At 67.8% G+C, this 25,518-nt stretch carries 7 protein-coding genes; 2 read left to right on the top strand and 5 right to left on the bottom strand.

Annotation, left to right across the window (positions count from 1 at the left end):
- The first annotated feature begins 458 nt into the window (after positions 1-458).
- Positions 459-5,462 (top strand): hypothetical protein, encoded by a 5,004-nt coding sequence (locus tag ACF09K_RS19200; protein ID WP_392245001.1) that lies wholly within the window; start codon positions 459-461, stop codon positions 5,460-5,462.
- 63 nt (positions 5,463-5,525) lie between these two features.
- The gene (locus ACF09K_RS19195; protein WP_392244999.1) at positions 5,526-6,584 is read left to right on the top strand and encodes a hypothetical protein; all 1,059 of its coding nucleotides are present in this window, start codon (positions 5,526-5,528) and stop codon (positions 6,582-6,584) included.
- A gap of 57 nt (positions 6,585-6,641) precedes the next feature.
- On the opposite strand, the gene ACF09K_RS19190 is transcribed toward ACF09K_RS19195, so the two are convergent.
- From ACF09K_RS19190 to ACF09K_RS19170, 5 genes are all read right to left on the bottom strand, one after another.
- Positions 6,642-8,948 (bottom strand): UvrD-helicase domain-containing protein, encoded by a 2,307-nt coding sequence (locus ACF09K_RS19190; protein ID WP_392244998.1) that lies wholly within the window; start codon positions 8,946-8,948, stop codon positions 6,642-6,644.
- A complete protein-coding gene (locus ACF09K_RS19185; RefSeq protein ID WP_392244996.1) occupies positions 8,945-15,682 on the bottom strand; it encodes a DEAD/DEAH box helicase in 6,738 nt (2,245 codons plus the stop codon). Before ACF09K_RS19185 ends, ACF09K_RS19190 begins: the two co-directional genes overlap by 4 nt.
- Positions 15,679-21,129: a hypothetical protein gene (locus ACF09K_RS19180; protein WP_392244995.1), complete on the bottom strand. Its 5,451-nt coding sequence runs from the start codon at positions 21,127-21,129 to the stop codon at positions 15,679-15,681. Before ACF09K_RS19180 ends, ACF09K_RS19185 begins: the two co-directional genes overlap by 4 nt.
- Positions 21,126-24,185, bottom strand: a complete 3,060-nt coding sequence (locus ACF09K_RS19175) for an SNF2-related protein (protein ID WP_392244993.1) — start codon at positions 24,183-24,185, stop codon at positions 21,126-21,128. Before ACF09K_RS19175 ends, ACF09K_RS19180 begins: the two co-directional genes overlap by 4 nt.
- Before the next feature lie 130 nt (positions 24,186-24,315).
- Positions 24,316-25,491, bottom strand: a complete 1,176-nt coding sequence (locus ACF09K_RS19170; RefSeq protein ID WP_391413906.1) for a protein kinase — start codon at positions 25,489-25,491, stop codon at positions 24,316-24,318.
- Positions 25,492-25,518 lie beyond the last annotated feature (27 nt).

Below are 25,518 nucleotides of genomic sequence, written 5' to 3'. Positions count from 1 at the left end.
TGCCCGGTCCTCGATCGCGGCCAAGAGGTCGACTGTCGGTGATATTGATCAGAAACGCTTTGGGTTCATACTTGTTGACCGTGCGTGAGTGATCTGGTGGGGGATGCGCGGAGCTGGTCACCGGACGCGCTGGGAGGGAAACGCACCTCGGTCCGGACGGATGAGCGGGTGCGATCGCAATCAGGCACACGAACCGCACAGTCACCGACCGCATCGTGTGCGCCGGCGTGTTCGATCTCAGACCAGCCCGGTCCCGGGTCGGACTCCCAAGTCGATGCCGTCACGCACTTCATGACCGGCCGCGCGCAGGTCAGCACCGGCTACAACGGAATTTTCGCGCCTGATCTGCACCGAGCTGCCGGTCCATTGGCACAGGAGGGCTTGGTGTGTCAGTGCAGCCCTCTACGCTGGGATCCGACACGCGCATAGTGGGGCGGCGGGACGGTCAGAGGACGGCAGTGGCATCGAACGACAGCAGGGCACACAGCTGGCAGAGCATCCGTGAGTGGGACGGCAGCCAGCATCGCGCGTTCGAGGAGCTCTGCTTCCAGCTCCGGACGCCGGCGCCTCCAGGCTGGGAGACGATCAAGACTGCTGCTCCGGACGGCGGCGTCGAATGGTATGACCAGGCGCCCGACGGCAGTGCTGCGCACGGATACCAGGTCAAGTTCGTCCATAACATCGACGATCTCATCCCTCAGGCGAAGAAGAGCGCCAAGACGGTCGGCGAGAACGTCGCGAACCGGAAGATCGTCCGGCTTGAGTTCCTCGCTCCCTTCGACCTCTCCGACCCCACCCCTGTCACCCCGCGTGGGAAGGCGCGTACCGGTGCGAGGGAGCGGTGGAACAGCAACGTCGCCCAGTGGAAAAAGGACCTGCCCGGTCTTGCCGACGTGGACATCCGCTACGTCGGTGGCGGTGAGCTGCTGGAGCGGCTGACCCGCCCTGGAAATGAGGGACGTCAGTGGTTCTTCTTCGAACGACGGGTGCTGGGCAGCGAGTGGTTCAGGGAACAGGTCACGCTTGCTGAGCGTCTGGCCGAGGCACGGTACACACCCGAGCATCATGTGACGTTGCCCCTTGCGCGCGTGGCGGACGCGTGCGCCCTGCCGCAGGAGTTCTTGAGGCAGGGCGTCCAGCGATCCCGGGATCTGCAGGCCGCTGTGGTGACACTCCTTTCCGAGATGACACGCTGGTACGACAGCTATCCCGCGCCAGCCAGCAGCCCCGACCATCAGGCGCTGTCGCGGTGGGTGCACGCGTGGACGCCCGCGTTGCGGGAAGGCGCCCACACCTTGGTCCACGACCTGTCCGCTGCATCCGCAACGTCCGGTTTCCCCGCCGAGCAGAGTTCTGCTGTGGTGGAGGACATGCTGGAGCGGCTGGGTGAGTTCAAGGACCTGGCTGACCGGTTCGCCGAGGAAGAGCGTGAAAGCGACGACGCCACACCTGCGGCCGGACGGGGCGCAAACGCTCCGGTGACCGCGGTGCAGAGCGTGCAATGGGTGTGCGAGCGCGCTCTGGCTCGTGTCCTCGACGCCTGCGAGCGCCTGGTCGGCTTGATGCGGAGTCCCGCTGCCCAGGCAGCGGAGAAGAAGACCTGGCTGCTCCTGGGAGAGGCGGGACAGGGCAAGACGCATTTGCTGGTCGACGCCGCGCGACGGGCCGTAGACGAGGGCCGTCCGGCGCTGGTGGTGTTCGGGCAGGAGCTCACCGGGCACAACACGCTGAGTGAGATCGCGCAGAAGCGTGGCCTGGGGCCGCTTGCCGAGCGGGACTTCCTCCAGGCGATGGACGCCGCTGGCGCGGCCAGCGCTTGCCGCTTCCTGTTGATCATCGATGCGCTCAATGACTCCGACGACGCCGGGAACTGGAAGAGCGAACTGCTCGCGCTGCAGGTGCGTCTGGCCGGGTACCAGCACATCGCTTTGTTGGTGTCCTGCCGCTCGACCTTCAAGCCGATCGTCGTGCCTGATCGTTTCGATGTGCCAGCCTCCGCGCACCCCGGCTTTGCAGGACGGGAGATGGAGGGGCTGGAGAGCTACCTGCGGGGTGTGGCGGCAGTTCTTCCCAACACTCCCCTGCTGGCCTCGGTCTTCACCAACCCTTTGTTCGTAAAGCTGTACGCAGACAGTCTGAGTAAGAGCCTGAAGCGTGGCGGCTCGGGCGGCCATCCGCGTGACCGAAGCGCGGTGTTTGACGCCTATGTCGACCACCGTGCAGAGACCATCTGCTCCCGGCTCGGGCTCGATCCTCTGGATCGGCCCGTCCACCGTGCGGTGGACGCCCTGGCCTCGCTCATGGCCGATGCACGGCGTTCCGTGCTGCCGCGTGATGAAGCCCGCGCTCTTGTCGACGCGTACGCTCCTGCAGCCACGGTGTGGCCGAACACGATGCTCGGGCAGCTCCTCGCCCAGGGCCTGGTGTCCAACGAGCGGACCTACAAGGCCGACCAGGCAACCGGTATCGGTTTCCCCTACCAGGCGTTCGGCGACGACCGCGTTGTGCGGTCGGTCTTCGCTGCCCACCAGGACGAGATCGACGTGTTGCGCGAGGGACGCCCACTGGCCGCCGATTCCGCACTGCAGAGCTGGCTGGAGCAGGCTGCTCCGAACTACCAGGAAGCAGCGTCGATTCTCCTGCCCGAGCAAACCGGGTCGGAACTCATCGACCTGCTGGCCGCTTCTCCCACATTTGCGGAGACCGCCGCTGCCCCCGGCAGTCGCGCGGACGTACGAGGTTATCGGCTGGCCCGCAGCTTTCTGGAAACACTTCCGCTGCGCAGCACACGCAGCGTCAACGAACGCACCATCGAACTCCTCAACGAGACCGCCGCACGTCACGGACGCAATTCCGATGTGCTGGAAGTCGCGGTAGCGGTCACCGCCGAGCCGGGGCATCTGCTGAACGCCGACCGTCTCCACCGGGTGCTGCTGCGGAAACAGCGGCCCGAGCGCGACGCGTGGTGGGGCGTCGAGACCTACTCCTTGCTGTGGGACGTCACGGCACTGCACCGGCTGCTGCGCTGGGCCGAGCAATACCCCACCCCGCGCCATCTCCACCCTGCATCCCTCACGGCCCGGCCTCGGCTCGGGGACCGGACCCGCCGGCCGGTGCAGATGGCCGGAGCCGACCACGAGGAAGTCGTCCGGCTGGCTGCCACGACACTGGTGTGGACCCTCACGTCCTCCAACCGGTTCCTGCGGGACCGGGCCACCAAGGCCCTGGTGCAGCTGCTCCTGGGGCACGGAGACGTTCTCGTCTCCCTCCTGGACAGATTCCTCCACGAGGACGCGGAGAAGATCGACGATCCCTACCTTTTCGAGCGTCTGGCGTGGGTCAGCTACGGAGTCCTGGCCCGTCGCGGCCAGGATGACGGCCAGCACGACCTCCTCCGGACAATCGCCCGGCGGCTCCTCACGTACTCCTACGGCGCCGTTGATTCGCCCGCGCACGCTTCACGGAACGCACTGCTGTGCGAAGCGGCTACACGCGTTGTCACCCTGGCGCACCGTGCTGGAGCCGTTACCGGCGAGGAAGCAGACGCGGTCAGGCATCCACACGCCTGCCCTCAGATCGGGCAAGCTCCTGCGGAGGATGACCTTGACGTCCTCTTCCCTTGGCGGGAACAGAAGGAGTCGCTGTGGGGATCGCTCCGCTCGTCCCTTGCACCGCTGGGAGACTTTGCGGACTACCAGGTCCGGCCAGCGGTGCGCCATTTCAGTTTGCTGCCGCTGTCGACCGACTATCCCCGTCGGCCGACGTGGCAGCGCGCCGACGATTCTGTCCTAGTCGACCCCGCCCGTATCCCGGCCTTCGCGCAAAGCCTTCCGGAGTCCGTCAGGCCCGCCTTGAGCACACCGGCTGCCGTTGAACAACTCCTCACCGGGAGGAAGGTGAGGGACGTCCTCGATGCGGACCAGTACGCGCTGCTGCGAGCCTGCCGAGTGCCCCCGCCCGACGACGAACGCCTCGCCGCTGCCCACGTCGACGCCGAGTGGGCCGCACGCTGGATCCTCGCCCGCGTCGCCGATCTGGGCTGGACACCTGAACTCTTCGCCAAATTCGACGACATGCGTTCCCGCCACTCTGGCTCCCGCCAGTCACACAAGGGCGAACGGATCGGCAAGAAGTACCAGTGGATGGCCCTCCACGAGCTCGTGGAACGCCTGGCGAACCACCGGCACCCCCACCGGCAGACCGAGCACGACGCCGCCGAATACCCGGGAGCGGCACAACTGTCGCTGCTCGACATCGACCCCTCCCTCCCCCCGGCCCGACACCCCTTCTCCGACACCGACGACGACAACAGTCCAGACGAAGCCGACCACGCCACCTTCCCGACCGCAGACCCCGCACACCCGCTGGCGCCACCTGTCCCCGACCTGCCCGACGACGAGGGCGTCGGCGAATGGATCAGCCGTCCGGACAACCTGCCCGACCTCGGCGAACTGGGCATCCGCACCGACAGCCAGGACAGGCAGTGGATCGTCCTCTACGAACAGGCCATGGACGACCACGACGGCCGAGGATGGAACGTCACCCGCGGCCAGGCAGAGCAATGGCACCGCATCCGCAGCTGGCTCGTGCCCGTCCCCCAACTCACCAGCCTGCTGACGTGGCTTGAAGGCCGTTCGCTCACAAACCGGCTGATGCCCGAAGGAGCCGATCGCCACAGCCTTCTCCTGGCCGACTTCCCCACCGTCCCCGGTCCCTGGACCGATCCGGAACCCGACTCCTGGCATGTGAGTACCTTTCAGTACGACGAACCCGATCACGGTGAGGACGACTCCCCTGTCCCAGGGGACGACGATCTCTCCACTCCGGAGCCAACCCCTAGACCGCCGGCCTCGGAGGAGAGCGTCGCCATCGCCATCTGGCGGGAGCGCAGGGAAAAGCGCCGGGAAGAGCTGCTCCTGGAGCTCGCAGACCAGTGGGCGGACGGTCCGATGGAAGACGACGAGGACGACTGGCTGGAGTGCACCCTCGCCGCACAGCCGCATGGCCAGATGGTGTTCGCCACAGATCCCGATGGGGAACCCGTCACCGCTATTCCGACCGACCAGACATACAACTGGACTGGTCAGAGCCTGGACTGCTCCCTCGACGCATCCGTCTCCGTGACGCTGCTCAGTGACCCACTCCTGAGAAACAGCAGGCTGCGGCGCGACCCGGACCGCCCTTTCTGGTACGACACCGACGGGCAACTGCAGGTGCAGTACCTGACATGGGACCGCCCGAGCGGCAGGGCCTACAGTCTCCTCGCGTCCAGAGAGTGGCTCGAGCACCACCTCGAGCGCAGCGGCCACTGCCTGGTCCAGGGCATGATCGGCGAACGGCAGCCTGTGACCGCCGAGCACCCCCGTGTCTGGAGAGAGTTCAGCCAGAGCGCCGGCCGCACGGCACAGGGACAAGGCGAGCCTGGGACCATCGTCACCGAAATCAAGACAAGCATCCGGTAGCAGGCTGTTGCCGCGCTTGGCCCGGGCACGACCGCAGAGCACGGCCCGTGTAGGAGGTTGACCATGATCAAGGGCGCCGCGCTGCGGGGGTATTTATTGGAGGAGGCGCTTGCCTGGCTTCTGCGCTCTTCCGGCTACCGCCTGCTGGTGCACGAGAGCCAGGACCCCGAGGAGCTGGCGACCGAAGGGAACACGCTTCGGGTGCGGGGCAGGGGAGCACTGCATCAGGTGGACGCACTGGGGGAGTTCGCGTTCACACCGGCGTTCTCGATGCCGGTGCGGCTGTTCCTGGAGGCGAAGTTCTACCAGGAGCGCTGCGGACTGGAGATCGTGCGCAACGCCCACGGGGTGCTGCACGACGTGAACGAGAACTTCGTGATGCACGCCGGTAGAAGGCCGCGGCAGCGGTATCAGTACGCGTACGCCCTGTTCTCGACGAGCGGGTTCACGCCGGACGCCCAGAAGTACGCCTTGGCGCACCAGATTTCGCTGGTGGATCTGTCGGGCGCCTCGTTCGCATGGCTGCTCGGGACGATCGGTACCACCGCGTGGACTTTGGAGCAGGCGCAGTTCCACCTCGGGGCGTCCGGGACGTTCCCGGTGACGTGGATGCGTACGGAGTTGCGCAAGGAGTTGGGGACCTGGACCGCGTCTGCGGAGCTGCAGCCGACTCCGGCGCCGGCGGACGGCAGATTCCGGGACGAGGCTGAGGCGGCGATCGCCGGCTTCGCAGCCGCGCTCCAGCAGAACAGCGGTGCCGAGTTGCTGTTGGGCTTCCCGTCGGCACCGTTCATCCTGCCGTTGGCCGCCAGCGATCACCTGGCGTTCACCACGTACGCGGATGCCCAGCCGGATCATGCGGTGCGCATTCGGCGACGTGGCAATGGCGGTTCGGCGGAGTGGACGCTGTCGCCGCTGGGTGAGGAAAGCGCGTACGAGCTTGCCTTCAAGCTGCCGAAGCAGGTGGAGGACTGGATCAGTGACGTCGAGGGGAAGGAGCGGCGGCGCACCCTGGAGGTCAAGGAGCAGTTCCTTTCCGCGATCACGATCTACCGGATGAACGGCGGTGGCGTGCGGGCGTATCAACTGCGCTACGAGGCGAGTTCCCTCTCGCACTTCTGATTCTCAGCCAGGAAGAGAGTGTGGGCCTCCCCGAGGCCGGGGAGGCCCACGTCCGTGTCAGACCGGCAGGTAGGGGCTGTGCTTGCCGTGCCAGCTGATGTTCAGCGCGTCTCGGGCGCGCGTGGTCGCCACGAAGAGCAGGGAACGGGCCTTGCGCTGTTCGCGCTCGTAGCGGGGCGGATCCTCGGTGCGGTAGCGGTCGATGACATGCGTGCGGGGGATGATGCCGTCACTGGCACCCACGATGGCGAGGCGTTGGTACTCGAGCCCCTTGAAGCGATGCATCGTGCCCACGTGGACCTCGCCGTCGCCCTTGGGACCGTCCTTGGTGAGTTCAGCGCAGGTGATGCCGGCCTTGGTGACCAGGTAGTACATGGTCTGGCTGACCATGTCGCGGTCGGCGACGCAGACGGCGATATGGCCGCTCGGGTCTATGGGTGAGCCGTTCTCGTCCGTGGAAAGCTCCTCGCGCCACGTGGCCAGGGTGGTGGCAAGGCCGGCGAGCTCGTCCTCCCAAGTGTCGTACGGCGTGAAGGCCGGGGCGGGGCCGTGGAGGACGGAACGGTATCCGGCGAGGTTGTCGGTGCCGTCGTCCAGGTCGTCGTAGTTCACCTGCTGCCCGGGCTTCACGGGGTCGACCACACGGAGGGCCTCGGTGAGGATCTCCTTGGTGGTGCGGTAGCTGAGGGTGAGGCGAGAGGAACGGCCGCGGATGTTGATACCGAGGCTGCCGAGGGCTACCTGGTGGTCGTAGATGCGCTGGTGGGTGTCGCCGGCGATGAACATGTCGTTGGGCAGGTCGGGGTCGGCCATGGCCCGGAGCATCTTCCAGTGTGCGGGGCTGAGGTCCTGGGCCTCGTCGACGACGATGTGCCGGTAGCGGTAGTTCAGGTAGCGCATGCCGGAGCTGTTGTCGCGGTGGATGAGGTCCTTGCCGCCGACCTCCTCTTTGTACTCCTGCCGGGCCCTGATCTTCGCGGCACGCTCGATCTCGAAGCGGGCAGCGCGCTCGGAAGCCTGGCCCCAGGTCTCCACGCCGAGCTTGTCCAGGCGGGCGGTGAACTGCTCGACGAGCTTCCAGATGTGGTTGCGCTCGGGCCGGGTCAGGGAACGGCCCCGTCCTGCACGGCGGGCCTGGAAGTAGGCGGAGCGGGTGGCGACGGACTGGCCGAGGATGACCTGCTCCCACTCCTCCAGGAGAAACTCGGCCTCCCAGCGGCGGTCGTCGAGTTCGGCGAGAAGCTGGCGCATCTCATTCAGTGCCACGTGGTCGTAGACACGCTGCCGGCCTCGGCCAGGTGCGGTGTTCTCACCCAGGACGCGGGCGGCGAGCTGGTCGATGTGAGCGATCTCGACACGGGCGAGGAGTTCGGGCTCGACGAGGGACGCCAGACGCAGGCGGAGGTCCGTAGTGAGGTTCTTGGTGAACGTGGTCAGCAGGATCGCCTTGTTGCTGCCGGGGGGCAGTTGCTCGGCCAGGTGCTTGACCCGGTGCAGGGCGACGATGGTCTTTCCGGTGCCGGGCCCGCCGGAGACGCGGGCAGGTCCGTTGTAGTGGCGGTGGACGATGCGTTCCTGCGTGGGATGGAGGAAGACCTTCCAGGCTCGGAAGTCCCCTTCGTCGATGGCCGCCTGAACGGCATCGTCGACGGCGGTGACCTTGGTACGGCTCAGGGCCGCGGCGAAGTCACCGAGATCGGGCTCGTGGCCGAGCTCGACGGGCTGGGTGATCTCCTTGCGGACCTCGTCGATGGTCATACCGGCGGCGAGACCGTAGAGGACGTCCTTGGACAACAGCGGGGCGCCCTCGACGAGCTGGTCCAGCTCGGCGCTGTCGGTGACGGCGAGGGCCAGCTCGATCAACTGGTCGGCGACACCCAGCTCACGCAGCTGGTCGGCGCTGTACGCGGCGAGCAGGGGAGGGGGCTCCACCGTCGGCTGTGGTTCGGGCTCGGCCGACGGCGCGGTCCGGTCAGGCTCGGCCGGGGTCAGGGTGATCCCGGCGCGGCGCAGTGCGCTGTCGCCGACGACCGAGAGGTCGACGAACTCGATCTCACCGGTGACGCGGTTGACCGCGACCTGGAGCTCTTCGTAGACGTCCTTGCGGTGGCGGACGGCGATGACCAGCCAGCTCTGGGTGCCGTCCGCGTCTGCTCCGGTCGGGGTCAGCAGCGCGCGGTAGGAGTCGTTGACCCGCGCGGACCAGATGCGGGAGTCGCCCTTGAGCTTCTTCAGCTTCAAGCCCGGCTGGTTGGGGTTGTTCCGGAAGACGTGGCAGAAATCGTAGAACTGGGCCTTGACCGAGCGGTCGAGCTTGTACAGCTCCTGTTCGGCCTTGCGGTACAGGCTGAGCCGGGCGGTCATCGGGTGGTGCCTTCCGTATCGGGGAGCTGTACGAGCAGGGTGTCGAGGTGGTCGAGCCATGCTGCGGCGGTCCGGACCGTCCAGCCGTCCTCGGCGTAGGCGGCGTCGCGTCGCTGGGCCTCGATGTCCTCGTCGCCCTGGTGAGCGGCGACAACGGCGATCTTGAGGCCGGGAGTCTGCCAGGCGAAGTCCGCCTGCCAGCGGCTGCTTCCGAGTTCGAACCCGAAGACGGGGGCCTGCTTTCCGTGCTCGGCGAGCGTCTCGGCGAGGCGGAGCAGGGCAGGTGCCTCGTCGGGGTCCTCGCGCAGGATCTCCAGGATGTCGTCGTCCCAGACGGCGTCCCGGATGATCTTCCGGAGGGCGGCTTCCGCCGGCGAGTCCGTGCTCGGCTCCGAGGCGGCGGGCCGGACTGCGGGCTCGGGCACGACGGTGGGCGCGGGGGCGAGTGCTGCGGCGAGCGAGTCGAGTTCACCCAGGCCACCGCACACGGCGAGAACCTCTACCTCGAAGTCCGCAGCGCTGCTGACGGCGAGCTGGACACCGTCCCCGCCGACGAGGGACAGGAACTGAGTGATGTTGGTCCAGTACAGCCAGGACCGCCACCGCAGCTTGTGCTCGTCGGTGTCGAGGACGGCGTCGCTGTCGTCGAGGACCGTCAGGGCGGTCCACCGCAGGTGGTCAGGATCGGCCGCGTCCAGCGCGAACACGATCGGCAGACCGTGCTCGTCCTGGGTCCGGAACACATGAACGGGACCGAGGCTGCCGGCGTCGGGTACCACCGGCTTGCCATGCTGTCGGTCGGCTCCGAAGGAGGCGAGCTGTTCGCGCAGCGCGGCGACGAGCTCGCTGCGCTTGCCGGTCGCGGCGACGGCGGTCGTGGCGGAAACAGCGGTGAGGCCAGTGACCAGGGCGCAGGCCCGACGGGCCCAACGGGTGGCGTCGGGGTCCCGCAGATAGGCGATGAGCGTGTCGATCGGGTTGGCGAAGACGGCTTCGCCGAAGTGGGCGCGGTTGCCGCCGTACTGCTCGTAGGCGGCCTTGGCCTGCTCCTGTGCGGTGCCCCGGTACGGCGGCCAGACCGGTTTGGTGCGCCCCGGCCGCCGTTCGAACAGGTCGATGTCGGCCCAGGTGATCTGGAAGACGATCTTTCCGTCGGCACGGAGCCGGGTGCGCTGGGCCGCGTTCTTGGCGATGAGGTTGTGTTCCCGGCTGGCGTGGAACCGGAAGCCTTCCAGATAGACGTGCACGCTCTGCACCGGACCGCCGACGCGGGTGAAGGTGAAGTCCGTTCGGGTGCCTTCGAGCTGCCGCTGGGCCGTCAGCCTCCAGTGCATCACGTCCGAGCCGTCGGTGAATCGCAGATGTCCGCTGGCGTGGCCCTCCTCATCCAAGGCCGCGTCGTCGGTGACCTTCACCCAGTCCCGCAGCGCGGTCAGGAAGCGGGCCTCCAGGTCGGATTCGACCTGAGCGTCCAGCCCGACCAGCCCGGTGTGCTCCACATCGCTGATGTCCCAGCCGTCCTCGCCGTCCCCCTTGAACAGCAGCGACTCCAGCATGCTGAGCGCCGCCTGGCGCGAGACGACGTCCTGGAACTGCTCGGGGGTGTAGCGGTGCAGACAGCGGTGGCAGGCGCGCCGCTGCTCCTCGGCGCACGGACATGCCTTGAGCTGTTCGTACGCCCGAGCGAGGGTGTCCCGGAAGGCACGGCGGTCGGTGAGCCGGTCCAGGTAGCCGGTGCCGCCCGGGAGAGAGTCGAAGAGCACCAGGAACCAGCGGCGCTCGCCGCTGTCCATGTCCGGCATGGAGGCCACCGTGGTGTCCAGGTGCTGCGGGTCGCCGCCGAAGTGCAGGTCGACACCGAGTCGCAGGGCGGCCCGGAAGGAGTGCACCCGTGCGTCGACGTCGGCTGTCGCGGCCGGGATGAGGATCCGCAGGGCTTCGGTCTGCAGTTGGTGGGCCAGCAGCACCTGCTCCTGCGTGACGCCGTCCTTCTTGCCGCGGCGCAGGGGGCACCACGGGCGATGGTGCTTGAGCTGCGGGGCACGGGCTGCTGCCGATTCAAGGGCGTCGGTGTCGTGGTCGAAGACCGGACGGCCGTCCGCGCTCGCGGCCCCGCAGGCCGTGCACACGTGGAAGGGGTTCAGCCGGACCAGGTGGCCGGCGAAGTCATCTCGGGCGGGAGCGTCGTAGCGGACCGGGCCGACGTTGATCCGTCGGATCATCGCCGTACGGCAGAAGTCCACGCCGAACGTCTCGCGGTCGTGCCGCCAGGACTTCCCCCGCTCGATCTTCTCGACGGGGATGTCCACCGCGTCCACGACGGTGTACGAGCGACGATCACGGTCGTCCTTGTCGTCCCGGATCCGTGCGTCCTCACGCTTGTCCCGCGACGTCACGGTGGCCGGCTCCACGACCTGGAACAAGCAGGAGCCGTCGTCGGCGATCTGGCTCGTCCTGCACCGGGGGCACGGAGAGCGATCGTCAGTGGCGTCCTCGGTGCGTACGTACCCGCACCCTGGGCACACCCGCCAGGTCCGCCACTCCTGGCGCCCACCCGTCGACAGCTCCAAGCCGGTGATCTCGTGCCGGTAGCCGTTGACGTAGAAGGTGTTGCCCGGCGCCAGCTCCTGGATCGCGAAGCGGCGGGGCCGCTCGTAGGAGACCGTCTCGGACGTGTACACCACCTTGCCCGTCTTCGGGTCGATGCCGTCCTCGCCGTACAGGGTCGCCGACAATGTCGTCGACGAGTCGATGAGGGCGTAGTTCGGCAACAGACCCAGGTCACACAGCGCGGTCTGCGCCGTGGTGTCGCCCAGGTGGAGCAGCTGCCTGCCCACCCCGCGCCGTTCGGCGTCCAGTTCCGCCTTCTGACGGGCCTGGTCGGGGTCGCTGTCGTGCAGCTCGCCGTGGGCCTCGTCGATCTCCCGCAGCCGCGCCCGCAGCGCGTCCTCGGCGCGCCGCCACTCGCCTTCCGCCCTCTCTACGGCGCTGCGCAGACCGTGCGTCGCATACGCCTCCAGGTCGACTCCGGCCTGCTCACTGACGCCGACCGGGAACAGCCGCAGGAACCCCTTGACCAGCTCCTCGCCCTGGTCGAGGGCCAGCTCCACCAGATCGGTGAGATAGCCGGACGGGCCGAACAGGCGCGGCGCCTTGTGCGGCAGCGCGCGCAGCACGATGCCGTCCGCCCGGACGAGACGGCCGGCCGCGGCGAGGTCCAGCAGATGCGCCAGGTACTGACGACGAAGGATCTCGACGGCCGACAGGTAGGACCCGGGCGGCACGATGGTGCCCGCGATCAGGTCCTTCGGGCGCTCGAGGAAGTACAGGTCACGGCGCCGCCGGTCGGGAATGGTCAGCAGGAAGGCATTGCCGGTGCGGCGGCCGGCCCGGCCGACCTGCTGGGCGTAGGAGGCGGGGCGGCGCGGCAGCGCGGCCAGCACGACGGCGGACAGGTCGCCGATGTCGATGCCCATCTCCAGCGTCGGCGTGCAGGAGAGCACATTGGGGTCCTTGAACCCGCCGCCGCGCTTGAACGCCTCCTCGACCTTCTCGCGCTGGTGCCGCGTCAGCATGCCCGTGTGCTCGGCGGTGACCACCTGATAGGTACCCGCGCCGAGGTAGAGCCGGCGGTAGTAGTCGTCCCTGTAGTCGCGGTCGCGGTGGTGTACTCCCAGCCCCTCGGGCCGGTCGCCGGCCACAAGGCGGCCCCGTCGGCACCTGTAGGAGGGACAGGGCTGGTCGTGCCACTGGTCCAGCAGCGACGGGTGGACCGTCTGCTCCCAGAAGCACACCGGGCACCGCACGTACGAGACCCGCACCTGCTCGTCGTCCAGCAGCCGGGCCTCGATGTTGCCGGGCTTGAGCCCGTACACCCGCACCGAGGTGTCGTTCGGGGTGCGCACCGACACCAGCCCCATCGAGGCGAGTTCGGGCAGCAGCCGGCTCCACAGCTCGGGTGCCAGCTCACGCGGCAGCTCCAGGCACCGCCCGGCCCACCGCTCGTACCAGGAGAGCCGTCCGGTCGCGAAGTCGAACTCGCTGCCGTTCTTGGGCTGCCCGAGCAGGAACACGGGGGCGGCGATCCCCTTCGGGAAGGCCCGCATGCCCGGAGCCCGCTTGCCCCAGATGTAGTACCGGCTGGTGCCCGCCTCGTCGATGTACTTGTTCAGCCACTGATGGGCGACCGCACCCCGGGTACGGAGCCGCTCCAGGAAAATGCGCACGAACGCCAGATAGCGGGCGTCGTCCTGCGCCACCAGCGGCAGGCCGTCCCGCACGCACTCCTCGTGCAGCCGCTTGACCAGCGCGATCACTGCCGCCGGGTCGTCGATGCGGACCTGCGCGGCGGCGGTTCGGGTCAGCTCCAACGTACGGCCGTTCCGGGACCGGAAGCCGAACTCCATCAGCGCCTCGAACGCCAGCCGCTGACCGATCAGCCGCCACGTCTTCAGGTCCCCACCGCGCCCCTGGCCGGACAGCAACCGGTTCACGCCCTTGAAGCCGTGCAGGTCCGGTGGCACCACCGCCGAGAGGGTGTCCTTGTCCGTCGTGGCGTCGACGACGTTCGCGATCAGGTCATTCAGCGCGGTCGGCTCGTCGTGCCGCAGGTGGTCGGCGAGGAGCGCACGGAGCGAGAAGGTGTACGAACGGTTGGCGACGAACCCGGCACGGTGCGCGGCATCCTGCACCGAGTCGTTGAACATCAGCGTCTTCTTCTCGTGGAGCTTCTTGTCGAGCTCCCCACCGGTGAAAAGCTGGGTGATGGACGCGGCCGCCATCGCGGCGGCACCCGTACCGAGGTAGCGGATCGCGTTGCGCTCACCGCACGCCGGACACCAGTCCTCCTTGGCCGCGGTGTTCGCCGTCTCCCCGAAGTTCACGAGCACGAACGCCGAGTCACGGGCCGCCAGCCGGGGCTCCTTGGTCTCCCGGTCGTAGTCGTTCAGCGGATCAGGCAGTCGCAGCCGCTTACGGGTGCCGTCCAGCACCATCAGCACCCCGCCGGCACCCTGCGACGCAGCCGGGCCCCCCTTGCCGCCGGCCGCCGTGAGCAACGCGGCCCCGGAACCCTCCCGGGCCTCCCGGTCCGTCGCGGCGATCAGGTTCCGCACCCGGGCCTTGTCCTGGCCCAGCGACGCCCGCCGGATCTTGTACGTGTCGAACTGGACATCGTGGTCATCGCTCTCCGGCGAGAACACCGCCCAACCCGACCGCCCGCAGTCACGGCAGTAGATCGCCGGCAGGAACAGGTTCGCGCTCTGCCCCGACGTCGCCGTCGTCACCGGCGCCATACGGCCGCTGTCGGCCGCGCCGGCATCGGCGGTGCCGGCCACATCCCAGCGGAACTCCGCCTTCGGCCACGGCAGCACCCCGCGCAGCAGCCGAGACACCGAACGCGCCCATTGATGCACCTCGACGTGCACGAAGGGCCGGGGCTCGGCGGGCGAGGACTCCGGATCGCGGGCGTACGACAGCAGCGCGACGAACCGCGCCAGCGCCTCGGCCGCCTTCTCCGGCTGTCGCGCCACCGCCTCGGACCAGCCGGCGGCGCCCGCACGCCACATCACATCCAGCACTTCGGCACTGGTCTTCACTCCGCTGCCGAGCGCCTGCATCACCGCACGAGTGAACAAATGCCGCTTGAGGTTCCTGCCGAGGAGGAATGGATCAAGGTCACGGACGTCCGTCACCTTCTCGATCAGATCCAGCAACGCCTCATCGCCGGTCGCCGGATCGGGCAGCGCCAGCAACTCGTCGGGTGTCGGCATCGGCTGCATGGTCACGTCGCCGAGCGGGATGAACTCCTCGACCGTGAGCCGGTTCTCCCCGACGATGGAGTCCGCCGTGAACTCCGTGCCGAAGACGTGGGTGGCCACCTCCAGCAGCTGCGCCGTGCCGTCCTCGTCCGTGCCGGAAGCAAGCGTCGCCGATGTCGCGACCGGACAGATCTTCCCCAGCGGACGGCCTTCCTCGGCTGCCCCAACGGAGGCGGCGAGTCGACGCAGCAGCATCCCGACGTCCGTGCCCTGTGCCCCGTCGTACGTGTGGAACTCGTCCACGACGACGTAGCGGATATCCGACTCCCGCCACAGGGGCGCGTCGTCCGCACGCTGGAGGAGGAGGTCCAGCATCTTGTAGTTCGTTATCAGGATGTCCGGCGGGGACAGCTGCATGTCCGAGCGCCGCGTTCGCACCTTCTCGTACTGCGTCGCCGCGCGCTCTCCGATGTAGAGGCCGGCCGACAGCTTCCCGATCTCGGCGTTCTCCGTAAGCAGATCGTTGATGCGCTGCGCCTGGTCGGTGGCCAGGGCGTTCATGGGGTACAGGAATACCGCCTTCACCCCGGTCTTGCCGGCGGCCCGCTCCCGACGGCAGTGGTCCAGCACGGGGTAGAGGAACGACTCCGTCTTACCGGACCCGGTGCCGGTGGTGACCAGCGTCGGTTGCGGGGTGTGGCCGTGCGCTGAGGTCAGCCGCGCGAAGGCGACCGCCTGATGCGCATACGGCTTGAAGCCCTGCCGCTGCCACTCCAGATGCTTGCGCCACTCCTCGCCGGCCACGGTGAAGGGCGTCCGGATTCGTAGATACGGGCCACGGAACATCCCCGATGTCTCGTCCCCGAGGAACCGGTGTAGCGCCTCACGCGCACCCTCGTCGGTGAGCGCGTACGTCGTCGACAGGTACTGCAGCAGGCTCTCCTTGAGCCCGCGCGCCTGAAGAGTCGGCCTCACGGCTTCGGCACCTCCTGCTTCACCGGATCCCACTCGCCACGGGCGACGGCGTCATCGAGCCGCCTCTGGAAGTAGGCGTGCGCGGCCCGCATCTCCGCCTCGCGGTCAGCCTTGTAGAACGGCGCGGTGTACCCCTCCGGCACGGGCGCGTTGGCTGGCTCGGACCGGTATGCCTCGAACTGCGCCCAGCTCTCCTTCGTCTGCCGCTGTCCGATCGTGCGGGCGTTCCCCGCGATCTTCCAGCCGTCGGCATCGAACCAGGTCACGGCCTCGTACTTCTGCAGCACGGGGAAGCGGCCTCGGTACGCGGCGATGAGTGCGTCGGCTTCCATGCCGAGCCATACGGCGACCAGCGCGTCGATCTCGACCAATGCGGAACGGCGGGCCCGCTCGCTGCGGAGGGGTGTCTCAGGACGCCAATCCGGGGTGATCTCGTGGAGTGGCTGGAGGTCAGGCCAGTCACAGGCCCACGGCTCGTAGGCGGGCCAGGTGGGGTCGTAGAGCTCCGCCCAGAGGTCTGCGTAGGCGCGGGTGAGGCAATTGAGGCGGAGTGCGCGGAGTAGGAGGGCGGAGGCCAGGGGGTGGTGAAGGGCCGGCGCGGGCATAGCTTTGGCCCCGGCTACCCGGAGGTCTCCGCGTCCCGTGGCGCGCAGGAAGTAGTCCAGGGGAAGGGAAGCCCAGAAACCAGCTGTGAGAGCCGTCAACTGAACCGACGGCATGGCAAGGCTATGCACCGCGTCAATGTGTGTCGTGCCTGGTGGCACGAGTGCCGCGTACAGCGCTCGCTCGGTGTTGGTTGCCACCTGACGGCGCCAGGCAAGGCGGGGCAACACGGCGTACCGTCGGCGCGACCGCTCCTGAAGCAGCGCGTCGACCTCCGTCAGGTCGGCTGCCTGCTCGACTACCTTGCCTCGCTCTGCGACCTGCGCACGTGCCTGGGCGACTGCCCTGTTATCTGCGCGCAGTCGGGCCAGAGCACGATGGTCGATCCAGCGATCCTGCTCGGCCAGGAAGAATTTGGTCATGCCGATGGCGCGCACGTACGCAGTATCGGGGACGAAATCGGGCGCCAGGTTAACGAGATCCCGCCCGTAGGGATCGTTGCTGTTGGCGTCGTGGCGCTTGAACACCGGAGTTGCGACGCTCAGTTGGGTTCCCTTAAGGATCACGTGACGCCAGCGATCCGGGTGGTACTCCTGGCCCGTAGCTGGGTCTGGACGGTTGTAGTCGATCAGATTGTCCTGCTTGGCGCCACTCTCCTCGTATCCGCGAGTGATCTGAGGTCGCAGAGGACCAAGGCGAAGCGGATACTTCGCCAGAGCCTCGATGGCCGAGGCTTCGCCGGTGCTGACAGGGAACAACAACCGCGCCTGTTCGACGGGCTGGTCGGCCTCGTCCAATAGGCGCTGCCAGAGGGCAAGTTGATGCTTGTCCACCCTGACGACACGAGCTCGGTGCGGACGTTCGTCGAACTCGCCGTTGAGGTAACGGATTCCGGGAACCTCGCCCCGGCCATCGTGTTCGCCGGAGTGGCGCAGCGCATCGACGGAGACCAGCCAGGACAGGTGGTCGAAGCCGACTTCCGAGGGCTGGCCGTAGATGTGCACCCCGAAGTGGGCTGTGTCACCGACTGGCCGCGGGAAGAACCTCTGACCGGAGTTGACGAAGTCTCCGTGAATCCGCAGCCTTCGGTATGCCGCCTCCCGAAGCGCGCCCTCCTTGTCCCCCGTGAAGTGCGTATCCGGGTGCACCATCCCGGCCGTCCCATGGGACGAGGCGTGAGCCCACACCTGGGACATAAACGCGCGGTACAGGTCCGGCTGGGTGCCGGTCAGCAGTGGGTACACCTGCGGTGAGGCGAAGACGGCTACCTGGGCAGTTGTGCTCGTCAGCTCTCCGACAACGTACCGATGTGCATCCTCGGACGCCAGCAGCTTTCGGCGTCGACGATCCTTCTCGTTCGCCGATGCCTTGTCTTCCAGCTCAAACCAAGGCTCGTGCTCCGCCAGCACAGCCGACTCGTTCCAACGCGGCCTGACCCAAGGCGGGTTGCCCACCTGCAGGTCGAAACCCCCATTCCGGGAGAATACGAGGGCGAACTCCAGCTCCCAGTGGAGAAATCCTTGGTCCTCCGTGATGTCGCGTACCTCACGGATCCACGGGAAGCGGTCCTCGGGATTACCAACATCCATGCCCATGAAGCTGGGCAGCGTCTCCTCGAAGCTCTTGAGTGCGTCGAGGTCCTTGAGGCTGTCGATAAGTGTGCCCTCGGGCACGTCGGCAGTGCCGAGCATGGCCTCCAAAAACTCTAGCCAGTCGTCGAGATCCTTGAGCGGGATGATCGACCGACGCTCCGGGGCCTTCGGCTTCGATGCTGTGACTTGCGCCCTTCCTCGCGGCCTGACCTGCTTGACCTCCACGACCGAGTCATCGGCGCTTAGTTCGAGGTCCTCGAAGCTGGTTTGCTCGGGGCCGAGAGCGAACAGAGCCGTCGCCTCGACGAAGCGCGGCACAGGCTGGCGCTCCGCCACAGAGGACGCTTCGTGACCAGCTGAGGGAGCGGGCGGTTCCGTGGTTGGTGGCGCGCCGTCGAGTAGCCGACTGAGGCTGTCTGCTCCCGTCACCTCCGGCCACGCCGCGTAATCCACGGCCGTACCATCGAGCAGTCCCGCCTTGTCGATTGGCCAAAACCACAGGGCGCACCAGGCGTCCATGATCTTCTTCAGACGCCAATACGGGGTGTCCGCGGCGTTGAAGAGGTCCTCGAGGACCTGCTCCTTGGGAACGGCCTGGTCGGGACGGTGGAGGAAGGCGTACTCGGGGTCGGTGGGGTCGGCCCCCCAGACCTCGATCCGGCGGGCGATTGCCTGCTCGGAGAGCTCCATACGCTTGACGACGAGCGACCAGAGGAATTCAACGCGGCGGGCGGCGTCCCGGAGGCGGGTGAACTGGGACACCGGCTCCTTCCTCGACCTCCCGACATTGCTGCGCTTGGGGCGCTGGAGGATGCCCTTTTTCCAGGTGGCGAGTTGCTCGACGCCTTCCTTCGCGAGTTCCTTGGCTTCCTTCGAACCCGCGACCGCCGCCCACCCGGGGCTCGGCAGGAGGAACTGATGTACCGCGTCCTGGGGGAGTGACTGAGGCTCGCCGTCCTTAAGGAAGGGCAGAGGGGTAGGGGCCAGGGCGCCCTTGGCCTTGAGCCATTCCTTGCCGGTGACGTCGTCGGCCGCGTAGACGGCGCGACGGGCGCCGATGAGGCTGTTGCCGCGGCGGAGGTGGAGGCCGAACCAGGGGGCTCGCATGCCCGGGTGCATGGTGTTGAGCCAGAGGGACACCTCAGCGAGCTCGACGCCGGTGGCGTTGAGGTCTACGCCGTACGCGTTGTGCAGGGCGATGTACGCCTTGGCCTTCTGCTTCTCGGTGAGGGCGTCCGCAGTGGGGATGGTGACGCCCAGCTCGTCCTGCCTGCGGCGCAGGTACTCCTCAGCGACCTGGTTGATCGCCTCGTTGAGGAATGCGCCGGAGCCCAGGGCGGGCTCGCAGATCTTGTACTTGAGCAGTTCGGACGCGCGGGTCTTGATGACGTTGCCGTCGGCGCCGCGCTCCTGGTCCAGGCGGTGCTTGAGCGTGAGCTCGACCGTGACCTGGGTCAGCGACTCGGGCGTGTAGTACGAGGCGGAGGTCTCGCGGTCGCGGCCAGCGAGGCGGTAGACGAAGGAGCCCTTCTCGTACTTCTTGACGCCGCGCAGGCCCTTGCGGGCGTCGTCCTCGTCGTAGTGGACGAGGGTCTTGTCGGGGTATTGGTCCTGCTTCTTCAAGGGGATGAGCCAGGAGCCCTTCTCCGGGTCGCCGCCCTTGGCGACCTCGCACAGCTCCTCCTTAGCGATGATGCCGGTGTACGACATCAGGCCCTCGTAGACGGCGCCGAGCTGGTTGATGCCGAGGTTGCGGTAGGAGATGAAACCGCCCCGCTCACCGCGCTTGCCCTTCTTCATGGTGAGCAGACGCAGCACCTCGTGCAGGGCGGAGTTGCGCAGGCGCAGGTCGAGCCACTGCGGGTCGCTGTCCTCATCGCTGCGAGGGTCGAGGACGCCCCTGCCGATGAGGCGTACCGAACGGGGCTCGAAGAGCTCGCTGCGCAGGGGTTCGAAGCGCAGGCCGCGGTCCTCGCTGCGGCGGGCGGCCTTGACCTTGCGGGTCTCCTCGTCGTCGCCGGTCTGGTCGTCGTCGGCCTCGGTGCCGTACGGGCGGTGGCCGAAGTTGACCTTGTTGAAGAGGACGTCCAGAGATTCGTGCAGGTGGAAGCCGTTGCGGGCCTCCTCCTCGACGAGTTCCTCGTCGCGTTCGACGAGCTCGCGCAGGCGGGCCATCGAGTAGCCGGCCTCGTAGCTGCCGTCGTCGGCGGGGAGGATGCCGAGTTCGGGGCGGGCCTCGGCGTAGAGGAGGAACAGGATGCGGTAGAGGTAGCGGAGGGATTCGCGGGTGAGTTCCCGGGCGAAGGGGATCTTGGGGCTCTCGATGTCGGCCGGTGTGACGTTGTTCTGCGGCTCGGCCATTCGCGCGAGGACTTCGTTGGCGATGATCTCTACCGAGCGCTGGAGCCCGTGGCGCAGTTCGCCGGATACGCCAGCGGCGTTGGCGCTCGAGGACTTCAGCAGAGCATCGACGGCCCGGCTCTGGTCGTTCTCGCCGGGCCGGAGCATGTCCAGGCTGAACAGCGCTGCGATGGTGGAGAGTTCGCCCTGCTGGCTGCGGTCGTTGCGTTCAAGCGCCGCGTCGAGGTTGACGGCGAGGTAGCGGCCCTCGTTCCAGGACTGGCGATCCGCGAGGACGAGCACGCCTCCGCACAACAGCAGGACGAAGCGCGGGCGAGGCCCGCCGGCCTCGCCGAGCTCGCTCTGGAAAAGCCAGGACGCCAGGGCCGGGCCGGTCTCGTACATTTCGCTTGCACTGACACGCAGCGGGTGCAGCAGTCGGCCGGGGCCTGTCGCGTTCAGGGCGGCGTCGTTGTCGGCGGCCCAGCCGCAGTCCAGGGCGATGATCCCGTGGCCGTGGTAGGCCACGGTCAGGGAGTGGTCGCGTCCGGCGCGGTGGACAGTGACCTCGGTGGGAGTGGCCTCGAAGCCGAGGGCTTGCAGGACCGTGTGGTGCCACTCGGCCAGACGCTTGCGCCACTCGGGATTGTTGTGGGTGTGCGGTCGGACCTCATCTCCTGCGTCGCGCTCGGCGGCCTCAGCGAAGTAGCCGCGCACGTCCTCGGAGAGGTAGGCGCCGCGCAGCGAGCGGAGGAGCTCCCGAGGAGTCTTCCGCGGGTCGTGCTCATCACCTTCGCGCAGGGCCCAGGTGGCGAACAGGCCCTTCTTCAGGTCGGATCCGAGCTGTTCGGCGAAGTAGTGCGCAGCGAAGTATTCGCCGCGGTTGCTGAAGGAGTCGAAGTCGGTGCTCATCGGTCGGTGCCTCCCTCAGCGGCGTTGAGCGGTTCCAGGACGGCGAGCAGGCGCAGCATCGGATCGCCCGTGGTCTGCAGGGAGTTGAGAAGGCTCAGCCGCCTGCTGGCGCTGAGGTTCACTCCGCGCTTTCCCGTCCCATCAGAAGAGAACATGGCTTCCTGTTGCCAGTGCACGACGCGCTTGCGAGACGGGGCCAGGATCGCCTCGATCTCCTTGCCGTACGCCTCTTTCAGGTCCCGGAGGTGCTGTTCGGCCCTGTCGATGGCTGCGGGCACGAGTTCTGTCAGGCCGCTGAGGTCGCGCGGTGCGGCGCGGCCAGGCATCGTCGGACCCACGCCGTAGTCCTCCAGCACCTCCGGGGTCAGAGGCGTCACCTGAAGGTCGTGCGGTTCGCCGTGGACGGCCATCCACTCGACGATGGTGGGCCGCCCCAGTGCGTTGGAGCAGATGCCCTGCACCAGGAACGTCGGTGAGTCCACGGAGGCGGCGAGCACGGGGGCCTGGTGGCGGCCGACCTCGACGAGCACCTTGTCGGTCAACCAGTCCAGGACCGGGTGGACGTCGGTGACGTAGGAGACGTTCGGCCATTGTGACTTGGACGACTCCCGGGCCGCCTTCAGACGCCGGTCCGCGAGGTCCTTGGAGAAGGTGATGCGCATCCGTCCAGGCTCAGTGTTCCGGGGCATGATCCGCTGCTCTTCGAGGTACGACTTCGGCAGTGCCTTCAGCCTGTAAAGCAGGTCACGCGGCGGTTCGAAGGCGATCGTGCCGTCGTCGTCGCGGCGCATCGAGAGCTGGTCCTCGGGGTTCGGACGGCAGATCTGACGCAACGCCTCGTCGAAGTAGTCTGCGGTGGAGGAGAACAGACGTGGCACGTACGCCCGCCGCACCTCGGGATGCTCCGGGACGGCGCCTACCTGGCCGAGCAGTCCGGAAAGGAACGCCGCCCCTCCTTGCTGGGACTGCTTGATCGACTCCTCGACGGTCCGGCCTGCGATCAGGTCCTGGGTGAGGCGGTTCTCTTCCTCCTTGGCCCGGTACAGGCCGGTGACCGCCTCCACCGAGCCCTCGATCTTGTGCGCTTCCTCCTCGCGCTTCAGGAGCTTCTCGCCCACGAGGCGGTCGTCCAGCGTGCGGGGCTCCCCGGTCGTCTCGTCCGTCCGCCAGGGGATGTCGCTAGTGAGGATCAGAGCGCGGAACTCAGGCCGGTGCTGCTGGCCGTAGCGGTCGATACGGCCGTTGCGCTGCTCGATACGGATCAGGGACCACGGCAGGTCGAAGTGGATCAGCCGGTGGCACTGCTGGTGGAGGTTGACGCCTTCGGAGGCGACGTCGCCGGTGAACAGGATGCGTACGGGGTCGTCGCGCAGCCCGAACTTCTCGACGATGGCCTGCTGCTCCTCGTCGCTGGTGGCATCGCCGTGCATGACCTGGACCGCGCCGCCGAAGGCGAGCCAGGGCTTGTTCTCGTCAGGGTTGGCGCCGCGACGGAAACCGAGTGCGGCCGGGACAGCCTCCGCGAGCCACTTCAGTGTGGGGATGCGCTCGGAGAACACCACCACGCGGGTCTCCGAACCGGGGCCGACACCCATGCTGCGTAGCTCGTCCAGGAGGGCCGCCAGTTTCGCTGAGTCATCGTCCTGGATCCGCTCGGCCACGTCCCGAAGGTCCAACAAGGCGGCGCGCTCCGCCTGCCTTGCCGCCTCCCGGACCGCCGGGTCGACCGGGCGGGCCGGCCTCTGCCCGCCTCGCGCCGACTCGGCGGCCGGCTGTTTGTCCAGCGTCGTCAGTCGCGTCTTGACGGTCTCCAGCAGAGCCTTGTGCGAGGACAGGAAGGACTTCAGCAGTTGGTAGGGCACCAGCTGGTGTCGGCTGACCGACGGCTTGTCGGGATCGGCCGGGATCCAGCGCGTGGCGAGCTCCTGGAAGACGGCGAGTTCCTTCTCACTGGCCGATACGTGGATCGGCTGGGACGGTCCACGGTCCGCCCAAGCGCCCTTCAACGAGTCGCGGACCTCCGCCGTCGTCTTCGTACGCCGGATGTAGAGGTGCTCAAGGTCCTTCACTTCGTACTTCGACGGGTTGGCGATGGCTGCCTCGTCCAGCATTTTGATCAACTCGGCGAACGACTCGGCACGTCCGTTGTGGGGCGTGGCCGACGCCAACACCAGCGCGTCGGTCTTCCGAGCCAGCAGACGCGCGAGCTCGTTGTTCTTGGTGCCCCGGTTGACCAGATTGTGGGACTCGTCGATGACGACGGCGTCCCAGTTGGTGTGCTCGAGGTGGTGCGCGTAGACGTCGCTCTTGAGTGTGTCCACGGAGATGATCGCGCGCTTGAAGTAGGCGAACGGGTTCCGGCCGGCCGGGATGTCCTGCTGGATGCGCTGGATACCGGTGGAGTCCAGACGGACGAGCGGGATGGCGAAGCGGGTCCACAGCTCCCGCTGGAACTGCTCCAGCACATGCTGGGGGGTAACGACCAGGATGCGCTCGCCGCGCCCGCGTCGGATCAGCTCGGCCAGCAGCACCCCGATCTCCAGGGTCTTGCCGAGGCCCACCACGTCGGCGATCAGGATCCGCGGCTGCGGGTTCTTCTCCAAGGACAGCGCCAATTCGGCGGGCCGCAGCTGGTGCACCTGCTGGTCCATGAGGAACCCGTCGGCCAGCGCGAGTCCGTGCTCGGTCTGAGGCAGGAACGTCTTGCGCATCACCGCTTCAAGGAACAGACGGCCCCGCCGGTGGTTGGGTGAGTCGTCCGGGACGAGCCGCGTCTCCCGCGGGTCCAGCACCTGGATCGCGTCGAGTCGGCTGTAGAAGACCGCGTCCGTGCCTCGCACGAAGGACGAGATGCCGGTGACCTCCACCATCCACCCGTCTGCGCCGACGTCCTTGGAGTTCCGGACGAGCCAGAGCTCGTCGCGGATCAATACCTGGGACCCCGGGGCGTAGCCGGAGGACCCGCTGGTCCGCCGCGAGGCTGGAGCATCCTCCGGCGCCCAGGCGTCCCACACCTCATCGCCCTGGCCGCCCACGGCTTCCGCCTCGACGCTCAACGTCCGCTCCGATCCATCACCAGCGGCCACCGACGGCCGCATACACCCCACACGCCTGCAAACGACGGACTACGCCGTCCGAGCGCGCCATTCCGACAAAGACTCTCACCCAGCACTGTCAGCGCAGGAGTCACAGAACGGGATCGGCGGCATACAACGAGCGCAACTCGTCCGCGATCCGCTTCGACGCCAGGGGGCGTCCCTTGGCCGCGCCGGCCTTCGGAGGGGCGCTCCGCCTTCCGGACCCCGGGGTCGGCTTGGGCAGGAGAGCCTCAGGCTCTTCTGGCTCCCGCTCCGGTTCGCTGGCCTCGGCCTGTGAAGCCCGCGGCGGGCCGTCGAGCGGGCTCACCGGTTCACTGTTCTCGACAAGATCAGCCTGCTCGTGGATGAGCTTCTCGAACGGCACTGTCGGCGGCTCACCAGGGGTCGACGGAGCCTCGCCCCCCTTGGTGTGGGCGATCAGGGCGAGCCGGGCAGCCGCCGGTGTCACCCCGGAGTCGGAGAGGACCCTCGCGCAGGTTTCGGAGACCGCTGGCAGAGTCGGCCGCTCCTCCGGCGTGTGGGCGAACATCGACTCCAACAGGGGCACCAGCGGCGCAGGTACACCAGAGAGATCGGGAGCGATCTCGGGATTGGTAACTTGTGCCGCGATAGCTTCCCAGCGTGATCCGTCGTACGGATAGTGGCGGGCCGCCGCGTACAGCAGGACCGTGCCCAGCGCATACACATCTGCCGCGGGTGACACCTGTGGATGGCCGCCGGCCTGCTCCGGAGGCATGCACCGGACGGTGCCGATGATCATGCCGCTGTGTGACAGCGTCTCCTGAGAGGCGTCCATGAACGCTCCCAGCCCGAAGTCGATGATCATCGGGCCGTCATCGCCCAGGATGACGTTCTGTGGCTTCAGATCTCGATGGAGCAACCCCGCGGCGTGGACTGCCGACAAGCCTTCGGCGAGCAACGCCCCGAGGCTGGCCGCCAGCGGCAGCGGAAGTACACCGTCGCTGTCCACACAGGCCAGCAGTGTGCGACCGGCCACGTATTCCATGGCCAGCCAAGGCCGGTCTGCGTAAGGATCTGCGTCCAGGAAGCGGGCCACCCGGTTAGTGCCGATCACCGTGCGGGCGATCAACGCCTCCTTCTCGAAGCGGGCACGCGTCAGCGGATCGAGCTTGTCGTTGCGGATCACCTTCACCGCGACCGGATCACCTGCAGGCGTGTAGGCGAGATAGACCTCACCCATTCCGCCCGAGCCGAGCTCCCGCGCCACCGTGTACCGGCCGATCCGCGTGGGCGCCCCGCTCATCCGCACCGACTCACCTTTCCCCCGCGC

This window comes from Streptomyces sp. NPDC014882 (assembly GCF_043081325.1).
In the GTDB taxonomy this organism is placed as follows: Bacteria; Actinomycetota; Actinomycetes; order Streptomycetales; family Streptomycetaceae; genus Streptomyces.
The sequence above is the reverse complement of the archived record's forward strand: the minus strand, read 5'-3'. Positions and strand labels throughout refer to the sequence as shown.

Bases quoted from the DNA above. Each gene is read 5' to 3' on its own strand.
- ACF09K_RS19195 (WP_392244999.1), top strand. From the start codon at position 5,526: ATGATCAAGGGCGCCGCGCTGCGGGGGTATTTATTGGAGGAGGCGCTT.
- ACF09K_RS19190 (WP_392244998.1), bottom strand. From the start codon at position 8,948: ATGACCGCCCGGCTCAGCCTGTACCGCAAGGCCGAACAGGAGCTGTAC.
- ACF09K_RS19180 (WP_392244995.1), bottom strand. From the start codon at position 21,129: ATGAGCACCGACTTCGACTCCTTCAGCAACCGCGGCGAATACTTCGCT.
- ACF09K_RS19170 (WP_391413906.1), bottom strand. From the start codon at position 25,491: ATGAGCGGGGCGCCCACGCGGATCGGCCGGTACACGGTGGCGCGGGAG.